General features: G+C 70.9%; 14 protein-coding genes, 1 tRNA gene and 1 pseudogene. 6 read left to right on the top strand and 10 right to left on the bottom strand.

What is annotated here, in order from left to right:
- The first annotated feature begins 26 nt into the window (after positions 1–26).
- Positions 27–99, top strand: a tRNA-Arg gene (locus AC5K6T_RS29465).
- 47 nt (positions 100–146) lie between these two features.
- Here AC5K6T_RS29465 and AC5K6T_RS29470 read toward each other — a convergent pair.
- From AC5K6T_RS29470 to AC5K6T_RS29505, 8 genes are all read right to left on the bottom strand, one after another.
- A complete protein-coding gene (locus AC5K6T_RS29470) occupies positions 147–548 on the bottom strand; it encodes a tyrosine-type recombinase/integrase (protein WP_493214295.1) in 402 nt (133 codons plus the stop codon).
- The gene (locus tag AC5K6T_RS29475) at positions 452–1,717 is read right to left on the bottom strand and encodes a hypothetical protein (RefSeq protein ID WP_493213877.1); all 1,266 of its coding nucleotides are present in this window, start codon (positions 1,715–1,717) and stop codon (positions 452–454) included. The genes AC5K6T_RS29470 and AC5K6T_RS29475 overlap by 97 nt, the downstream gene beginning before the upstream one ends.
- Positions 1,718–1,806: 89 nt before the next feature.
- Positions 1,807–3,885: a methyltransferase, FxLD system gene (gene fxlM, locus AC5K6T_RS29480; protein ID WP_493213879.1), complete on the bottom strand. Its 2,079-nt coding sequence runs from the start codon at positions 3,883–3,885 to the stop codon at positions 1,807–1,809.
- 21 nt (positions 3,886–3,906) lie between these two features.
- The gene (locus tag AC5K6T_RS29485) at positions 3,907–5,181 is read right to left on the bottom strand and encodes a lanthionine synthetase C family protein (RefSeq protein ID WP_493213880.1); all 1,275 of its coding nucleotides are present in this window, start codon (positions 5,179–5,181) and stop codon (positions 3,907–3,909) included.
- On the bottom strand, positions 5,178–8,132 hold the full coding sequence (locus tag AC5K6T_RS29490; RefSeq protein ID WP_493213882.1) for a lantibiotic dehydratase: 2,955 nt from the start codon (positions 8,130–8,132) through the stop codon (positions 5,178–5,180). Before AC5K6T_RS29490 ends, AC5K6T_RS29485 begins: the two co-directional genes overlap by 4 nt.
- Positions 8,133–8,348: 216 nt before the next feature.
- Complete coding sequence (locus AC5K6T_RS29495) at positions 8,349–8,528, bottom strand: FxLD family lanthipeptide (RefSeq protein WP_493213884.1); 180 nt, start codon at positions 8,526–8,528, stop codon at positions 8,349–8,351.
- Positions 8,529–8,715: 187 nt separating this feature from the next.
- Positions 8,716–8,904 (bottom strand): hypothetical protein, encoded by a 189-nt coding sequence (locus AC5K6T_RS29500; RefSeq protein WP_054242262.1) that lies wholly within the window; start codon positions 8,902–8,904, stop codon positions 8,716–8,718.
- 441 nt (positions 8,905–9,345) lie between these two features.
- Positions 9,346–9,792 (bottom strand): ATP-binding protein, encoded by a 447-nt coding sequence (locus AC5K6T_RS29505; RefSeq protein ID WP_493213886.1) that lies wholly within the window; start codon positions 9,790–9,792, stop codon positions 9,346–9,348.
- 239 nt (positions 9,793–10,031) lie between these two features.
- On the opposite strand from AC5K6T_RS29505, the gene AC5K6T_RS29510 reads away from it, so the two are divergent.
- Together AC5K6T_RS29510 and AC5K6T_RS29515 are read left to right on the top strand one after the other, a co-directional pair.
- Positions 10,032–11,321 (top strand): NsdA family TPR-like regulatory protein, encoded by a 1,290-nt coding sequence (locus AC5K6T_RS29510; protein WP_493213888.1) that lies wholly within the window; start codon positions 10,032–10,034, stop codon positions 11,319–11,321.
- Positions 11,318–11,857 (top strand): GNAT family N-acetyltransferase, encoded by a 540-nt coding sequence (locus AC5K6T_RS29515; RefSeq protein WP_493213890.1) that lies wholly within the window; start codon positions 11,318–11,320, stop codon positions 11,855–11,857. The genes AC5K6T_RS29510 and AC5K6T_RS29515 overlap by 4 nt, the downstream gene beginning before the upstream one ends.
- A gap of 369 nt (positions 11,858–12,226) precedes the next feature.
- On the opposite strand, the pseudogene AC5K6T_RS29520 reads toward AC5K6T_RS29515, so the two are convergent.
- Positions 12,227–12,388 (bottom strand): annotated as a pseudogene (locus AC5K6T_RS29520) (IS256 family transposase); the annotation flags it as partial.
- 999 nt (positions 12,389–13,387) lie between these two features.
- On the opposite strand from AC5K6T_RS29520, the gene AC5K6T_RS29525 reads away from it, so the two are divergent.
- From AC5K6T_RS29525 to AC5K6T_RS29535, 3 genes are read left to right on the top strand one after another with little or no spacing between them, the layout of a single operon-like run.
- Positions 13,388–14,194 (top strand): hypothetical protein, encoded by an 807-nt coding sequence (locus AC5K6T_RS29525; RefSeq protein WP_493213892.1) that lies wholly within the window; start codon positions 13,388–13,390, stop codon positions 14,192–14,194.
- Between the two features lie 58 nt (positions 14,195–14,252).
- On the top strand, positions 14,253–15,863 hold the full coding sequence (locus tag AC5K6T_RS29530; protein ID WP_493213894.1) for an AbeC-like domain-containing protein: 1,611 nt from the start codon (positions 14,253–14,255) through the stop codon (positions 15,861–15,863).
- On the top strand, positions 15,860–16,558 hold the full coding sequence (locus AC5K6T_RS29535) for a TIR domain-containing protein (protein WP_493213895.1): 699 nt from the start codon (positions 15,860–15,862) through the stop codon (positions 16,556–16,558). The genes AC5K6T_RS29530 and AC5K6T_RS29535 overlap by 4 nt, the downstream gene beginning before the upstream one ends.
- Before the next feature lie 114 nt (positions 16,559–16,672).
- Here AC5K6T_RS29535 and AC5K6T_RS29540 read toward each other — a convergent pair whose 3' ends face one another.
- Positions 16,673–17,482: a macro domain-containing protein gene (locus tag AC5K6T_RS29540; protein WP_493213897.1), complete on the bottom strand. Its 810-nt coding sequence runs from the start codon at positions 17,480–17,482 to the stop codon at positions 16,673–16,675.
- Positions 17,483–17,513 lie beyond the last annotated feature (31 nt).

Raw genomic sequence — 17,513 nt, forward strand, 5'->3', positions numbered from 1 at the left:
GCAGCACCACCACGCCTGCCAGCCCCGCCTTCGTAGCTCAGGGGATAGAGCACCGCTCTCCTAAAGCGGGTGTCGCAGGTTCGAATCCTGCCGGGGGCACAACGCGTTACCGCTCTGATCTGGGGTTTATCCCCCAGGGAGGGCTCCTACTCGGCCTCGGACTCCTCGTCCGGGGCCGTTTGCGTGAGCGGTGCGTGAGCGGACGGAGAGTTGATCTCCCGAATACCGCCCAAGGGATCAGCATCATCCGGCACGGACTCCGCGTCGGGCTTCTCCTCGCCGTCGGGTTCGGGCTCCGTTTCGGGAGCGGTGTTCTCGGAGGTGGCGCGGGCTCGCGGTGCAAGCCGGGCTGCGGCCTCGGCGATGGCGAGATCCGCCTCTGGGAGCAGGCTCGTGTACGTGTCGGCCGTGATGGTGATCGACGAGTGGCCGAGCATCTCCTGGATGTCCTTCAGGTCGGCCCCGGCCGCGTGAGCCAGGGTCGCGGCACCGTGGCGGAGGTCGTGGAGCCGGACCGGCGGGAGGCCGATCTCCTCGTACAGCTCGATGAACCGTCGTGTGACGTTGGCGGGGTGGAGCATCTCACCGTTTTCCTTGGTGAAGACACGTCCGGTCTCCACCCAGGCGCGACGCTTTCCCGGATCACGCTATCGCTGGCGCGCAGGGCCGCCGTCAGTTCTCCTCGCAGCTCGTCCGGGAGGATCCCAACACCGAGGGTGCAGGCGCGCACCAGCGCGCGACAGCCCTGCACTTGCCGGTCCGTGGCGATCTCGGTGAACAGAGGGTGAGCCAAGTTCTCGCGGGCCGCGTAGCCGTCTGCGGCGTCCGTCGTCCTGCGGTGGAGGTCCTCGACGATGCGGTGCGCGGCGAGCGCCTCGGCGGAACCGATCGCGTCGAGGACCGTTAGTCCGAGCCGGGTGTCGAAGACGGTCATCCCAGGTTCGGTCTTCCGTCCGAGGTAGGCCGTCACCACGTCCGCCAGATGGCCGTCGATCGGCTGCCCGACGTCGCGGCGGCATAGAACGGTCAGGCATGCCGTGACGGCTTGCTCCCACGGATCGCCGGGCATCGTGTCGGCAAGGAGGTCAGCTGCCCACGCGGTGTCACCCGCAACGAGGGCGGCAAGTACGGCAACCTGCCGACCGTCGAGCATCCGCTTTCCGATGCCATGGTGGGCTTCGATGTGCGCCAGGGCCTCGGCCCATCGTCCCTCGGTGGTGAGGGTGCGTGTGCCGTCTGCGAGGAGGACGCGCCACAGCCATGCGCGAACCTCCTGGCGGTCTTCACCGGTCGCAGTGAGGTCCGCAGGTACGTTGACGCCCTCGAACCGGGCGGCTGTGCCCGCCTCGACGGCCTTGTACAGGTTGAGGAGTCGCTGACGGCCCTCATCGACGTGGCCAGCGCGGATCTGGAGGCGAGCGAGATTGACGACCGGTTCAAGTCCTCGAATCGCGCTCATGCCGGGGAGGGGGCAGGCGTGGAGGTAGGCGGTGGCGTGCTGGTGGCACATCTCGCGGGCGAGGTCGGGGAGGTCGAGGTCGGAGGCGATGAGCGCGGCCTGGTTGTAGACGGCCGATGCGAGCCCCTGGTCGGTCTCTTCCACCGCAGTGCCGGCCAGATCGACGAGTGCCCTTACGCGTGCAGGCAGGGGCAGGCAGGCGGGGCGGAATCGGGCGACGAGCGGGAAGCGCTGGGCTATGGGGCCGTACGGGTCCATGGATCCCCCGGGGTCGAGAGTGAGGACTGCTGAAGCGACGGTGCCCGCCGGCCGTGTGCCGACGGGCACCGTCCGCTACGCGTGGGGCGTCATCGCCAGTCGACGACGATGCGGTTCAGCGGCGTGTCGAGGGCGAAGAGACCCGAGCGCCGCTCGATCTGAGGGGCGTCGAGGGGCTGGATCTCGAACGTGGCCTCACGACCTCGGTACTCCCTGTCCCAGGTACGGATGGTGTCGGCGACCTTCGCGGCCAGCTCGTCGCTGCCGGGGCCGTGGCCGATGACGCCGAACTCCCAGAGCTTGCCGCCCTCGGGAGTCTTCTTCTTCGACAGGCGCCGGGCGAGGTATGTGACGGCACCCTTGTCGACGACCGCGGTCGACGAGGGGTAGGGGTCCTCGGTGAGCAGAGTGCCCTTGGCGTTCTGGGGGAACAGCATCCGGATCAGACCGGAGGGCAGGGAGCAGGTGACGAACAGTTCCATCCACTCCGGCGACTCCATCGCGCGGACCGTCATGCCGGTCCACTCCTCGATGCGCGGCTGGTCGAGTACGCCCGCGAGGGCATCGGCGTCGATGTTGAGCCCGGCGGGGGCCTGGAGTCGTACGGCGCCGTCCGTACTGAGAGGGATCACTCGGCGGTCGTCGTCAGCGATGCCCCGCCGAAGCGGCATGAAGGTGTTCATCTCGCTGCCGAGGGACGCCCACCGGCCGTCGCGCTGCTCGTAGGCGATGGAGCGGGAGACGGTGCCCTTGAGGCGCTGGGGGACGACGAGCCGACCGCCGGGTGCGAGCTGCTGCAGCCAGGCGTGCGGTACGCCGTGCGCGCCGACGGTGGCGATGATCCGGTCGTACGGCGCTGCTTCGGCGTAGCCGAGGGCCCCGTCGCGGGTCACGACCTCGACGTTGGTGATTCCGGCGGCGGCGAAGTGCGTGCGGGCACCCTCCACGAGGTCGTCGTCGATGTCGAGGGTGGTCACGTGTCCGTTCTCGCCGACCAGGTGGGCGAGCAGACCGGCGTTGTAGCCAGTGCCGGCACCGAGTTCGAGGATGCGCTCGCCGGGCTGGGCGTCGAGCTGGTCCAACATGAGGGCGACGACGCCCGGTTGGGAGGCGCAGGAGATGGACGTGCCGTCGGTGTCGTACTTGATGTGCACGGGTGCGTTGGCGTAGGCGTCTTCGAGCGACGCCTCGGGCACGAACACGTGGCGGGGCACGGTCCGCAACGCGGTCTCGACGGCGGGCGTGCGGGCATGTCCGTCCGCACGGAGCTGGTCGACAAGGACGTTGCGGAGGCGCTCGGCGTCCGCCGTGGCGGTGGTGATCGTGTCGGTGTTCACCGCGCTGACGCTATCGATGTCGGCCGTTGCCTCGGTGGGCGACTCGGTGTGGTCACTCGTTCCCATGACTACCTCTCGTGCGATGTGGGACAGGGCGCTCTGCTCGTCCCGGAGGAGACCGGCGCGGTTGGCGTGGAAGATCACGTGGTGGGCGATGACGGCTCGCAGGCCGCGGATGAGGGCGCCGCGGCCTGCGAGTTCGGCGAGCGTGGCTCCGGCCCGTTCGAAGGCGGTCACCCATTCCTCGTGCGCGTGGAGTGGGCCGCCGAGGCGGCTGAGGCTGTGGGCGTCGGCGGTCATGAGCTTCCGCATGGCCGGGGCCAGTTCCGCGGCTCGTTCGGGGGGTGGAGCGGTGGTCGGTCGAAGGGCCGCGACCTTCGCCCATACGTCGCCCTGTTCGAACCAGTCGAGCCCAGCGCCACGCATCATGGCACTCGCCAGCAGGACGGCGGTTTCCCGGCGTCCCAAGTGCATCGGCCTCGGCTGGTAGGTGAGCAGGTGGCGGCAGTCGCTGTGGAACAGTTCATGGGCTGTGTCCATGGCCTCGGGTCCGCCGAATGCGTTGGTCTCGGGCTCGTAGATGCTGGGCAGGCACGGCACGGCCACGCCGTCGCCGATGAGATCGCTCAGGAGCGACTCGACGGCTGGTGAGGGCTGGTCGGCGAGATAACGCAGCGGCCAGGGCTGCTTGTTCATGAACCACCAGCCGGTGAGCTGTCCGTCGGCCTCGGCCTCGATCAGGGCGGGGCCGAGGCGTTCGGCGATGGTGCGCCGGGCAATCTCGCGGTCGACGAAGGTGATGTTGTGCTGCTGCCAGCGGTCGGGAGGCATAGAGGTCCTTCGGTCGGTGGATCAAGTGATGAGGAGGCATGCGTCCCAGGAGGACCGGGGTGGTGCGGCGGTGCTGGGCGCCAGGAGGGCCAGGGCTATGCCGGCGGCGCCGTCGAGGAGGCCGGGGCCGCCTTCCTCGTTCTGCATGAGCGCCGTGGCCATGAGTTCGGGGTCGGTGCCCGGTTGGATGACCGCAGCCAGGAGGGCCGGGATCGCGGCTCGGAGTTTCCCCGCGGTCGAGGGGTGGGCGTCGTCGGCCGTACGCGCGGCGGTGTGGGCGAGGCCGGCGAACCCGTGGCAGAGGCCGTTGTCCGTGGTGGCCTTCAGCTGGTCGGGGTCGGTGAGGGCGGCCACGAGGGCGTTCTCCGCGTCGATCTGGCGGCGGGTGTCGTCGAGAGCGAGTGCCGCGAGTTGCTGGGCGCGGGCGAGGCCAGCGGTGCCGTAGCACCAGGAGGGCCGCCTGGGGGCTGACGAGCCGAGGTGTCCGTTGCGCAGCTCACCGTGGGTGACCCAGTACGGCCAGATCGGTCCGCCGTCGGCCTTCTGCTTCCAGCGGTCCAGCCAGGCCAGGATGGTGCGCAGTGCTGCTTGGTGCCCGTCGGTGGCGGTGCTGTACCGAGCGGCGAGGGCGAGGAGCGCGAGCACGCCGCTGATGCCGTGGGCCATACCGGTGTTGGCGTGTCCACCAGGGAATCGGTCGTCCGGGTTGCCCGAGGGGCCGGTCTCCGTCCACCAGCCCGGCAGGGTCTCACCGTGGTGAGTGATCGGTTCGGTGAGACGCACGCAGTAGTCGAGAACGGCTCGGGTCGTGGTGCTGTCGGGGTTTCGACGCAGTAGGTAGGCGCCGTATCCGGTGAGGCCCCGGATGGTGTCGAACTCGGCGAGTTGCGGTAGGCGTCCAGCATCGATGCGGCGGTGTGCGGCGTCGAGACGGCGTCCGACGTCGGCTGCGATCTTTCCGTCCATCACGTCGAGGGCGCGCTGGTAGGAGTCGGGAAGGTGATCGGCTGCACAGGTCAGGGCGTGGGCGAAGGCGGGCACTCCGTAGAACGGGTGGCTGTCCGGGCCGCTGGTGAGCGGCTGCCGGGAGGCGGCTGCTAGCCACTCGTGGGCGCGGTGCCACGGGCCGAGGCCGTTCGCGGCCAGCTCGATGTGCAGGAGCGCGATTCCGGGAGGGCCGTAAGCAAGATGCTGCCGGTCCGAGGACAGCGTCCTGGAGCCGAGGGGCACGGTGTCGGGGTCGGCGAGCCGGGTGGCGATGGCCTCGACCAGGCCGAGCGCAAGGTGGGCGGTCACGAGGCCCTCGCCCTGGTGCGGGCGGTCCAGGCCAGGGCGGCGGCGCGCGCCAGGTAGAGGCACACCTCTTCCTCCGGGAAGTTCACAGCGACGTGGCGCACGAAGTGGACGTGCAGCAGGGAGGTCAGGACGTCGTCGACGGCGATGCCCTGGGTGTCCGGGCCGGGCAGGTGCGGCCGGTACGCGGCGAGTGCCGATTCCCGGTCGGCCCATCCGGACACGATGGCGTCTCCGCCCGGGACGCTACGCAGGGCCGACCAGTCATCGCTCGGGTCGGCGAGCCGTACGGCGTCAGTGAACTGGGGCCGTGGAACCGGTTTGTGGGCTGTCGGGGGGATGTGGTCGATCAGCCACTGCATTCCGGCCTCGATGGTGCCAAGGAACGCGGAGGCGATGGCGACGGTGTGGGCCGCCACCAGCGTGCGCTGGCTGGGGCGCCGTGGCTGCCTGAGCTGGGCCAGGATGGTGCGCGAGTCTGCCTGGAACACCTCCTCGGCCGCCTCCCATGTGGTGCCGGAGCCCCAGCGGCCCATCTCGCGGTAGGAGGTGGGATAGCGCAGGTCGGCCAGCAGGCCGATGCTTCGTAGCTCGTCGGCCCAGGCGCTCACCGTTCGGGCCGTGTCGGCGAAGGCTTCCGGGTCGGGGAGGGCGATGCGTACGCGGAGGTGCTGGTCCGGGTCGCGGAAGCGGATGAACCACCACGGCGGGTTGCCGAGTTGTTCGAGGAGGCCGGGCAAGTGCCGAGAGAGCAAGATGTCTTGGCGGCGGGGGTCGCCGTACAGGGCGGCTAGGAGAACAGAGGAAGCGGCGGGCGTCTGCGTCTGGGCCGCAGACAGGGCACGGGCCCGGCTGGGGGCGGGCAGTGGTGGCCACGTCGGCGGTCGGGTGGCCTTGAGCGGAACTACGACCTCGTGGGCTCGCCCGCCGCACCAGCCGTACGCTTCCGGTTCCGGGGCCTCGACGAGCACGGCCAGACGCGTGCGGTCGAGGTGTCTGCGCAGGAGCGTCCGGTGGCCGGTCTCGTCGAGGTCGAGGAAGAGACGTCGGTCGTCCTCAACGAGATGGACATGGCGCGGCAGTCTCCGCCGGGCACGCCAGTCGGCGAGCGCAGCATCCCACTCGGCCCGAGGGCGGACGTGGCCGGGCAGTTCGGGCGCTTCCAGCCGCCAGCGTGCCGGGGCCAGCACGATGCGGCCGTACCGCAGACGTGGAAGGAACGGCATGGCCGCTGCGGCGCCCCAGTCGAAGACGGTGACCTGCGCGTACTGGGCGCGGGACAGTTCGGTGAGGAACCGCACCAGTGGCGGGGTGTGGGTGTGGAGGTTCAGGGCGTGCATCCCGATGGCCTCGACGCGGTGGCCTCGCTCGGGGACGGCGAGGTACATGCGGCGGCCGTCGCACCCCACAGCCAAGTCCTCCGGGGTGAGGACGGTGTCCTGCGGGGCGCGGTGCTCCTGAAGGCTGATCACGGTGGGTAGGAGCTGTGGGGAGCGGGTGACGTGGGCGCTCTCTGGGAGCAGGGGCGGGAAAGAGAGCTGTGCGGGCACGGTGTTGCCGTCCGCGGCCGGGAGGTCGGCAAGCTCGGCGGCCAGGGCCTCCCGATCGGCGGGGGCCAGCACGCTGAGGAACCGGCCCGCGGAGACGCCGGCACCACGGGACACGCTCACGGCCTCCAGCCGGAACCGCCCACGCTGCAACTCCTCCAGGCTGGCTGCATGCACCCGCACCCCGATCTCCAAGTGCGGCGGCAGCCGAGGCTCGTCGGGACCCACGTCCAGGGCGTCAATCTGTTCGTCCGTGAGGAGCACTTCGTCACGGCCGTCGAGCGCAGCGGCCTGAGCCAGCCGTATAGGGACGTCATCCCGAGCGGAGCCGCGGGGACTGCGTGGGCTGGCCGGAGCGCCTGGGTAGCCGTCGGGATAGCCGGTGCCGCTGTCCGCGACAACCTCCGCGAGCGGGACCATCGTGCCGATGCCGTACCGCTCGTAGAACCGCTGGTGGTACTCGTTCCAGGCGGCGGTCCCGTACGGGCGGCTGCTCAAGCGGGTCAGGATAAGAGCGGCGCGCTCTATCTCTCGGGCGACCGCTTCCGGCAGAACGAGCCGCGCATCCAGGCGGAGGTCGAGCGCGACGGGGTGGCGACGCAGGCCCGGGACGAGGTCTCGCATCCGCGCCGCGACGCTGTCCCGGCCGCCGTGCGTGGCGCACAACTCCAGGCCCGCCCGGACCGCGTGGAGTTCGCGTACGGTCTCCGCGACCGGGGCGAGACTTCCAGCGTCGATCACGTCGAGCTGGCTCACCAGATACCCGAGGGCATCGGTCTCGGTGCTCGGAGCGTGCAGGCCCGTGATCAGCACCCGCCGCCGGATCAGCTCCGCCAGCAGTTGACGCGCCTTCTCGGGACCGGCCTCGGGGAACTCCGCTCGGAGCTTGTCCACGAGGGTGCCGAACCGGATCGGCGCCCAGGTCGCGGCAAGGACTGCGCGCACCGGTCCGCTCAGGGCCAGGGACGCCTCGACCGCGCGAGTCCGGTCGTCCTGGACGTCGGGCTGGAACGGCACGATGAGCCGGTCTCCCCGGGACGTCACGGTGTTGTTGATGACGACGGGTAGCCGTTCGAGGAGGTCCGGGCAGGACTCCAACCGTTCGACCAGGACCGCCAGCCACTCTGCCCCCGCGCGGCCCACGGCCACGTGCTCCTCGCCCCAGTCAGCTTGCGCCTGCGGGCCGAACTCCGCGGTGGCCACGCCGGCGAACAGACCGAAGGGTGTCGCGCGGTGCTGGGCCCGCAGTAGGTAGCGGGCCACGGACAGCGCCGCGCGCTGCACATCCCGGAGGGCGGGATGCTCGGCCGTACACAGGGCCCCTACTTGCGCGGCCAGGACCGGGCTGGAGTGCTGGAGTGCCTCGGCGACGTCCTTGTCCGCCCAGACCGCGCGTAGCCACGCCACACAGGCAGACAAACCACTGGGCGAGCGGTCGTCGAGGTCAGGGCATGGAGGAAACGGCAGCGAGGGTCGGACCACGGCGCGGACGAGAGCAGTGGAACCGGTGCGGAACGCTGCGCGCGGAGCAACCACCAAGTACCTCCGTAGGTGAGGGGGCGGGCGGCTGGTGCCGCCGCGTGGAGACGCGGCGGCACCAGACCGGGATGGCTTGGGGCCGGATCAGGCGACGTTGGTGGTGCAGGCGCCGCAGGTGGACCCGCAGTTGTCGTCGGTCAGGTTGACCAGGCCCGCCGGGTCGGCGATCTCGACGAGGGAGACGTCCAGGTCGAAGCCGTCCGATGCCCCCGGGATCTGCGGGCGTACTTCGGTGCGGCTGGGAACTACGGTGCTGCGCGGCATGCTTCAACTCCTGGTATTCGTTGTGGTGTTACTGGGCTGGCGCCCACCAGGTGCCGCCACGGGAGCGCTGCCAGACAGGCTGCTCTCCGGACGGCTCCTAGCCGCCCGGCACGAGGGGACGCCTCCGCGTAGGAAGTCCTCGCGGGGTGCCTGCCTCACGCCGGGAAGTCGTGTGCCGGGAGTCTGATCAAGCGGATGCCGGCCGCCGCTCCATGAAGTAGGCGAGCGCCTGGGCCTTGAGGCGATCGAGGCACGGCTCGCACGCGTAGAAGGGGGCGTGCTGCCCGTCCCACTGCACCGGGCCGAGCCAGATCACCAGGACTCCGGTACGCCCGCAGCCGAGCCAGCAATCACCGGTGGTCCACGGCCACTCCATGGAAGGACTTCCCCTTTCTCAGCTGGTCGGGATGGTCGATCTGGCGGCCTGGCAGTGGGGGAGCGCAGGCCCAGAGCTGGAACAGCAGGTCCCGGTGGCGTATCTCGCCCAGCCGTCGAGGTCGTGTCCCCCGTCGTGGTGTAGCCGATCACAGTCCGTCGCTCCGCTTCGGAGCCATCCGGTACGTGCCGCTGCGGTCCGTCGTGCGATCACCGCTGGTCCCGGCTCGGCGATCCCCAACAGGGCCGCCGGGGAGGGCGATTCGGGCCGCGACCTGCGGATTCCGCCAGCTTGATCGGCTACACCACTCGGCGGGACGCCATCGCCGTCGACCGCTCGCTCCCAGCAGCCGGGCGCAGAGGGCGCAGTCCGTGGCCATCTGCTGCCGGGGCCGGAGTCGAGCGAGATCCGGAAGGGGCAAGGGTGCCGTGGCCGGGCTGCTCACTTGCCGCCCTCGGTACGGAGTTCCGCCCAGACCTCTTTGCCCCAGGGGCGTCTGCCCGAGCCTTGGAGGTCGTAGCCCCAGCGGTCGGCGACAGCATCGACGAGGAGCAGCCCGCGCCCCGACTCGACGTCGTCAGCCGCCTGGCTGAGTATGGGCAGACGCGCTGGTTCCCGGTCCAGGACCCCGACACGCAGTCGTGTCGCGTTCAGCCGCCCAACCGTGAGGTGAATCTCGGGACACCGAGTGTGCCTGGAGGCGTTCGCGATCAGCTCCGTGACGATCAGCGCGGCACGGTCGGCGAGGCCGTCGAGGTGCCACACACCGAGGACGTCTCGGACGAGTTCGCGGCCGAGCTCGGCCGTGGACGGCTCGCACGGGAAGGTCTGGCTGTACGTGGGGTGGCCGACGGATGGGACCTCAACTGGTGTTTTCAGACTCGTCATTGGGTGGAGCCTTCGTGTCGTCTCGGCGCCCGGCCCGCCCCCGCGGGGGTACCTCCGGGGCGGGCCGGGCCGTCAACAGCCGCTCGCGAGGTGGGGCATGCGAGCGACCAGCACCCAGACAACTCCCTTTCCCAGCAGGTTGGTTAGGACGTTCAGGTGGTCAGCCGACGGACCGACCTAGGGCGTTTTGACTCCCCCTTTACCTGGCGGGCGGGGATCGTGCGGGCTACCGTGCCCGCATGGACACCACCCGCAACACCGTTCTTGAGGCGTGGATGACCGAACACGGCTACAGCTCCAACAGCCTCGCCGAGGCCGTGAACAGCGCCATTGAACGGTTGACCGGGCGCCCTGGAGGACTCGACGGCTCATCGGTCCGGGCATGGAAAGCGGGCCGGGTCACGTGGCCAAAGTCCGCTGCCCGCAAAGCACTTGAGGACGTCACCGGACTACCCGCCGTCGCTTTAGGGTTCGTGCCACGGGGCCGGCCTTCGTCCACCCCAGCACCATCGCACCAGGAGGAGGACCCCGACATGAAGCGCCGTACCCTCGTCGGAGGCATCGCGGCGGCAGCCGCCGCAGCTGCAGCCGCACCCGGCACCGCATCGCCGCGCCGTATCGGCATGACCGACGTCAACCGCCTGAACAAGCGCTTCGCCGAGATCATCGCCAGCGACCACCGCCACGGCGGACAACTCGGCATCGAACAGCGGGCCGCCGCCCTCGCCGACGAGGCACTCAACCTCCAGAACGCCGGCAGCGCCACCCAGCGCGTACGAAGCAACCTCTACGCCTCCGCAGCCGCCTTCCGCTCCTCCGCGATGTGGGCCGCCATCGACGGCCGGCGCTACGACGTCGCCAAGGCACACATGCGCGAGGCCCAGGCCCTCGCCGAGATGTCCGGCGACCAGGCGATCAAGTTCCGCATCTGGAGCCACGCGGGCACCATGTACCGCCACATGGGCCGCCCCGCCGACGCGTTCGCCGCCAACGACGTCGCCCGCAACCTGCACCTCACCCGCCGAGACCCCCTGTTCGCCTCCCTCGGCCTGGCCCGCCAGGGCGCCATCCACGGCACGGCACAGGACCGCACCGGCACCCGCCGCGCCTTCGATCAGGCCCAGGACGCCATACTGCGCGCCGACCCCGCCGACTACCGGCCGCTGTGGATGCTCGCCTTCTACGACCAGGCCGAGCTGGACTCCCTGGCCCTCTCCGCGCACTTGGCACTCGGTGACTACTCGACCGCCGAGTACCACGCCCACCGCTGCCTGTCCGCCCTCCGGCCCCACATGATCCGCTCCCGGGCCATCACCACGACCCGCCTCGCCCACGCCCAGCTCGCCCAGGGCGCCCCCGACGCCGCCACGGCCACCGCGATGAAGGTCCCCGCCGAAGCCGCCACCCAGCACGCCCGGGTCACGCGCATGCTGCAGGAGTTCGGGGCCGCACTGCGCGCCACCGCGCCGGGCAGTTCCACCGTGCAGACCTGGACCGAGCACACCGCTGCCTGGAGGATGGCCGCATGACCACGGCGCCCGCCAACGAACTACGCACGTTCACCACCCTCGACACCGTCCGCGGCGATCTCCTCGACGTGTACGCCGACGTGCGCGCCCCGCTCCTCCACCTGCCGAACTACGCGGTCACCGCGTTCGGCGAACGCCTGGACCGACACGGCACCGAGCCGGGGCTCACGGCCGTCCTCGCGTATGCGGACGGGCATCCGGTTGGCTACGCCTACGGCAACACCATCGAGCACGGCGACCGGTACTGGCAGCGCACCAGCCCGACGCCGGCGGAGAAGTACACCGAGCACCCGGCCGTGGCCCTGAAGGAGATCGGCGTCCGGCCAGCCTGGCGGAAGACCGGTACCGCCCTCCGCATCCACGACGCCCTCCTCGCCACCCGCGACGAGCCATTCGTCACGCTCATGGTCAACCCAGCGGCCGGCGACGGAAAGGTCCACGCGCTCTACACGTCGTGGGGGTACGAGGACATCGGCCAGAGCCAGCCGTCACCGGCCTCCCCGGTGCTCACAGTGATGATCCGCGCCATCCGCTGACCGGCACCGGCTGGTGCTACGGCACCCTCGGCCTTGTCGGCGACCAGCAACTCGCCACCCGCGCCCCTATGCGACGCAGACCGCAAACGCGTGGCCGAGCAAGCCTTCGTGTACCACCTGGCCGACCCCGCCAACCCGACTAACTCATCAACCATGGCCTGTACCACGGCATCGACGGCCTGCTGGGCGAGGTCTGCGGCATTGCCGACGCCTTCACCATCCTCGGCAGACTGTCAGACCCGGGTGCCATGCTTCTTGGATGGTCAGCAAGAACAAGTGGCGGCGTGGGCGGGTCAGGGGTCGTGTCCGTTCTTGTGGTGTAGCCGATCACCCTGCGGTCGTGTTGGTGGTGTTCGGTAGCGCGGGGGCGCTTTCGGGGCGCTCGTTCCGCTCAGCGCCGATCCGGGCCGTGGCCTCGGCCTCGATCAACTCCTGGAGCATCCGCTCAGCCACACCGCGGACGAGTTCGAGCCCGCCCGCCGAGCGTAGTGACTCCAGCAGGCGTAGTGGGTCAGACTGGGACAGGGTCACCGAGCACCTTCCAGGTTGCACTGGCCGTTCATCAAGGAGAGTTGCAGGTGGCCCGCCTGCTGGGCAGGGAACGGAATCACCATCGGCGCACGCCCCCAGGCGTACGCCCTAGCCGTGATCGGCTACACCGCCTAGTGGGACGCCATCCGAGGACCGGAATGGGCCGGCACTGTCGTCGGCACCCAGTGGGGTCCGGCAGCGGTGTTCACAGGAGGCCGGAGCTATACGGTGCCTGCGGCCTCCTCCCCTGCTGCCGAGCCTGTAGAAGTCCTCACGGCCCAGTTCCATGCCGCGATCCCGATTCCGGCCGACTCAGACGGAGACGGCCGGCGCATGTGTCTCATCGCCTTCTCCACCCCGGACATCACGCACCGGGAGACGTGCTACGCCCCGATCACGGCCGGAGTTCTGCGGAGCCTCCGCTTCATCGAGAACAGCCCGGATGACGCGCGAGGCCGCATCTCTGTCGATCACGACGGCGGTTCTGATCGGCCGCCTCCGGTGACCGGCTGGTCTCGGCTGAGTGTGCGCCCGAGTATCGGGCCCCGGTAGCTCGGCTTCGGGACCGCTCGGGTGCCAGGAGATCTGTTCGCGGTGGCCATGGCACTGACCATGAGCGGGTTCCAGAACCACGGCGACCGCGCTGACATGCCGCCGTCGGCCCGGTGAGCTCGCCGAGGCCAGCATGGTGTGCGGGGGGGGAGGGCCGGATCCGGTGTCGACGCCGTGGCCGGGAAGACCCTGCCCACCCGGAGCGCGGGCGGTGTGCCCGGACCTCACGAAGGGGTTCGGAGGGGGTCGGAAGCGGTTCGGAAGCAGGTCGGTTCTGGCCACGGAAGCGGCCGTGCTGGTGGCATCGGAGGCATCAACCGCCCGCCCGCGCACCGCTGTCCACCGTCGGCCCGCGGCGGAACCGTCGCGTACGCACGTACCGTACGGGCCGCCGTGAGGGCAGCCGGGGGCGGGCGCGCCGCACTGCTGTGATCTCTGGAGAACCGCATGACCACCCCAGGGCTGACACCGCCTGCCGAGCCTCCCGACGCACCGTCCACCCACCGGGCACCGCCCGCCTACCGCCCCCCGGGGCTGATTCCCCCGAACGGCCCCGCCCGCACCTGGGGCCTCGCGGTCACCGCCACGCCCCTGCTGCTCGCCCTGACGATGTCGCTGCTCGGCAGCTCTTCCGACGGCTCCGCCTCCACTGGATCAGCCGGATCTGCCGGATCCGCCCACTCCTCCCGGTCGTCCGCGTCGTCCGGGTTCCGCTTCTTCGGTCCGGACGCCTCCGGCTCGGGCCCGCGGGCCACAGCCGGCCGGGCGACCGACGAGGCCTCGGACACGCCGCCCGCGTGGCCGTACGGCGGCACCGGGACGCCGGACGCCCACAGCACCCCCGAGCCGACCGCGACCGACGGCTACGGCGAGGACGGCGATGAAGAAGGCGGCTACGGGGAGGGCGGCCGCGCCGGTCCGACGGACACCGGCACCGCCACCGCCACCCCGGCCTCGGGCGCGGGCGGTGGTCCGGGCGGGGTCGTCACCGCCTACTTCGAGGCGATCAACGCCCGCGACTACCGCACCGCCTGGGACCTCGGCGGCAAGAACCTCGAGTCCAGCTACGGCAGGTTCGTCGCGGGCTACGCCGACACCGCGCGGGACACCATCAGCATCGTGTCCACGGACGGCCCCGAGGTGCGGCTGACCATCGAGGCTCTTCAGACGGACGGCACGACGCGCTCGTACGAGGCCACCTACACGGTGCACGACGGCGCGATCACCGCAGGCAAGGGCATCCGGACCGACTGACACCCACCGGGCGTGCCCGAAGGGGGTGCGCCCGCCACGAGCGGAGCGCTGAACCACCATGGCAACAGGAACACTTGCCCCCCGTCCACCCGGCCCGGAGCCACAGGACCCGCGGGAACACCGCGAGTACGCGCGCACCAGAGCCACCAGACTGCTGTCCGCGGGTACCTACCTCGATCCCGGCTACCGGCGCGACGTGATCCGCGAACTGCTGGACGAGCAGTTCAGGGTGGTCGCGCCCTCCTTCGGCTACGACACCGTGTCCGTCCTCGCCCACGCCCTCGCCGCGCGCCGGCTGCACCGTATGCAGTGGGCGTCCGTGGCCGGTGTGGCGGCCGTGATCCTGCTGCTGATGTCCAGCGGCGTGCTCGGCCAGTCCCTCGGCTTCTTCGTGCTGTGGTGGGCGCCGTGGGCGGCGGCCTATCTGCGCCGGATCGTCACCCTGCACATCCTGATGACCCGGCTGCGGGAGAACGGCCCGGACGGCGGTTTCGACGGGGCCTGCCCGACGCACGCCCTGCTGACCCCCGCACTCGCCCACAAGATCGACGACCAGCAGGCCAGCCGCAGCGGTCTGGTCTTCTACGGCGGCTACCGGCCCTTCGTCGGCGCGGGCGTGGCGCTGCACGACTGGTCCAACGCGCAGCTGCTGCTCGGCGCGCCGAAGACCCGGATCATGGCGCGCAAGAGCGAGGACGGCTCACCACCCGACCTCGACACCGTCGAGCGCCGGCAGGTGCGCCCGTTCACCGTGCGTGACATCACCGATCAGGTCGCCACCCGGATGGCCGCCGATCTGCGCGACGAGGCCCGCGCCGTCGAGCGGATCGACGGCCTGACCGTCGAGCGGCGCCTCTACACCACCGCGATCAGCACCAAGGACCGCTCCACCGGCCGCGGCTGGTCCGGCCTGCCCGGCGTGGCCGACCTGTCCGGCATCCACTGGCGGGAGGACTACGACGCGGCCCGCGAATACCTCTGTGTGCGCATCGGCTCCTGGGACGAGGAGCTGGTGACCTCGGTCTTCGTCGGGTTCGACATCAAGGGCAACACCCTGCACACCGAGTTCCACACCCGTGTGCTGGGGCCGCTCGTGGAGGACTTCCACCTCGTCGACCAGTTGCCCCGGTCCGTCGACGGGCGTCTCGCGGTGCGCGTGGCGTGGGACATGTTCATGGTCCTGGTGCGCTGGTGGTCGTTGGTGTGGCTGTGGCCCTTGCTGCTGGTGCCGAAGCGGTTCCTGCCGGAGTGGGTGGTCCGGTGGACCCGGCCCTGGCGGGCCAGGGGCGCCAGGAGGGCGACGGCCGTGGTGCTGCCGCCGGACGGGGCGGCCGACACCAGCGAGTTCCGGCTCGGCCGGTACGTCAACCGCCGGCGCAACTGCGGTGCACTGGCCAGCGTCAGGGAGCTGGCCACCAGCGCGACCTACCACCACTTCTTCCAGTACTCCGACGCGGTCAAGTACATGAAGATCGTCGAGCGTCGTCTGCTCCAGAACATCCGCGCGTTCCTCGACGAGCACGACGTCGACCTCGCCGAGCACGACCGCGCGCAGACCAACATCCTGCTGGGCGACAAGAGCCAGAACTTCTTCGGCGGCCGGCAGAGCGGGTTCGGATACAACCACCAATCGTCGAGCGGCGGTTCATCGGGAGAGGCGGGATCGTGACCACGCATCAGGGCCACACCGGCGGCGACAACAGCCAGAACTTCTTCGGCGGCGAGCAGAGCGGATTCGGATACAACGTCCACAACGCACCGCCGCAGCCCGCGCCGTCCGCCGAGCAGGAGGCCGCACGCGCGGCCCGGGCGCGCGCGGACCACGGACGCAGCCGCAGTGTCTTCGTCGTGCACGGCCGCGACGAGGAGGTCCGCTCGGCGATGTTCGGGCTGCTGCGCCGGCTCGACCTGCGCCCGCTGGAGTGGGAGCGGCTGGTCCGGGCCACCGGGGGAACCGCGCCGTTCCTCGGGGAGGTCGTCGAGAAGGCGCTGTCGCAGGCGCAGGCGGCACTGGTGCTGTGCACCCCGGACGACGTCGCCAAGCTCCATCCGCACCTGCTCGGCGACAACGAGCCGCACCACGAGACCCGGCCGACCGGCCAGCCCCGGCAGAACGTGCTGATCGAGCTCGGCATGGCGCTGATGGCCTACCCGGAACGGACGATCATCGTGCAGGTCGGCCAGGTGCGGCCGGCCGCGGACCTGGCGGGCCGCAACGTCATCCACTTCGACGGCTCCGAGACCGCCGTGTCGAAGATCGTCGAGCGGCTCAAGGGAGCCGAGTGCGATCTCGACGACACCCGGCCGGACTGGCGCGACGTCTCGTACTTCAGGAATCTGGCCGCCTACCGCCGACTGGCCTGACGGACGCCGCGAGGGGGCCGGACGGCGCGAGGGGGCCGGACCCCGCGTGCCTTCGGCCCTCCTCGTGCGCGGCGCCAGCCGCCGGCCGGTGTACGCGTCGGGTCCGTCCGCACGCTACCGGTCCGGTTCCGCCGCCAGGGCGTCCAGGAACGCGGCCAGCTCGCGCATGTCGACACGCTCCAGGTCCTCGGGGCGTATCACCACGCGCAGTTCCCGGCAGATCGCGCTCTCCCGGGACCGGGCCACGAAGGACACCAGGATCAGCCGGAGGAGGCTGTCCCGGTCGAGATGGCCGAGCCGGGCCAGCCCGGACCCGACCAGCGGCATCGCCACCGCCTCCAGTTGGGCGTGTGTGCGCAGCGCGTCCCACAGCCCGCCCAGACCTCGCCACAGGTCCTCCACACCGGAGGCGGCCACGTAGTCGTTGCCGATCCGGCTGTAGGCCACGCCGAACACCAGCCGCGGCCGGGCGCCCAGCACCGCCACCGTGCCGATCGGATAGCGGTCGAGCCTGCCGAGCGGCTTGTCCGCCCGCCGCTCGCGCGCGACGGGCCGGGCCGGGGCGAGCGCCGCGCCCAGCTCCGCGTCCAGGCGGGACACGTCGCCGCCGTACCGGCGGTCCAGGAGCTGGGCCTGCACGCTGCGGCCGTTGATGACCCGGCCGCCGGCCGAGAGGGTGTCGAAGGTGTCGCAGAACCCGACGACGAGGTGGGCCGACTGGTCGAACACGTCGCCCGCCTCGACGACCACCGTCATGTCGGGCCGCCGGAACACCTGCCGCACCCGGGTCACCGGACGGGCTCGCAGCAGCCCCCAGCCCAGGCACGCCCCCACCGACAGCCCGACGGCCACACCGGAGCCGATGTGCGGCACGAACGGGCCCACGACCTGGAGCACGGCGGACAGCCCGCCGAACGCCACCATCGTGTCGCGTACGAAGACCTGCCGGACGCGC

The sequence above is a fragment of the Streptomyces sp. B8-7 genome, from assembly GCF_058833805.1.

What these genes read in the sequence shown, in the direction of transcription:
- AC5K6T_RS29475 (WP_493213877.1), bottom strand. Translation starts at nt 1,717, where the DNA reads ATGGACCCGTACGGCCCCATAGCCCAGCGCTTCCCGCTCGTCGCCCGA.
- fxlM (WP_493213879.1), bottom strand. Translation starts at nt 3,885, where the DNA reads ATGCCTCCCGACCGCTGGCAGCAGCACAACATCACCTTCGTCGACCGC.
- AC5K6T_RS29495 (WP_493213884.1), bottom strand. Translation starts at nt 8,528, where the DNA reads ATGCCGCGCAGCACCGTAGTTCCCAGCCGCACCGAAGTACGCCCGCAG.
- AC5K6T_RS29500 (WP_054242262.1), bottom strand. Translation starts at nt 8,904, where the DNA reads ATGGAGTGGCCGTGGACCACCGGTGATTGCTGGCTCGGCTGCGGGCGT.
- AC5K6T_RS29505 (WP_493213886.1), bottom strand. Translation starts at nt 9,792, where the DNA reads ATGACGAGTCTGAAAACACCAGTTGAGGTCCCATCCGTCGGCCACCCC.
- AC5K6T_RS29510 (WP_493213888.1), top strand. Translation starts at nt 10,032, where the DNA reads ATGGACACCACCCGCAACACCGTTCTTGAGGCGTGGATGACCGAACAC.
- AC5K6T_RS29515 (WP_493213890.1), top strand. Translation starts at nt 11,318, where the DNA reads ATGACCACGGCGCCCGCCAACGAACTACGCACGTTCACCACCCTCGAC.
- AC5K6T_RS29525 (WP_493213892.1), top strand. Translation starts at nt 13,388, where the DNA reads ATGACCACCCCAGGGCTGACACCGCCTGCCGAGCCTCCCGACGCACCG.
- AC5K6T_RS29530 (WP_493213894.1), top strand. Translation starts at nt 14,253, where the DNA reads ATGGCAACAGGAACACTTGCCCCCCGTCCACCCGGCCCGGAGCCACAG.
- AC5K6T_RS29540 (WP_493213897.1), bottom strand. Translation starts at nt 17,482, where the DNA reads ATGGTGGCGTTCGGCGGGCTGTCCGCCGTGCTCCAGGTCGTGGGCCCG.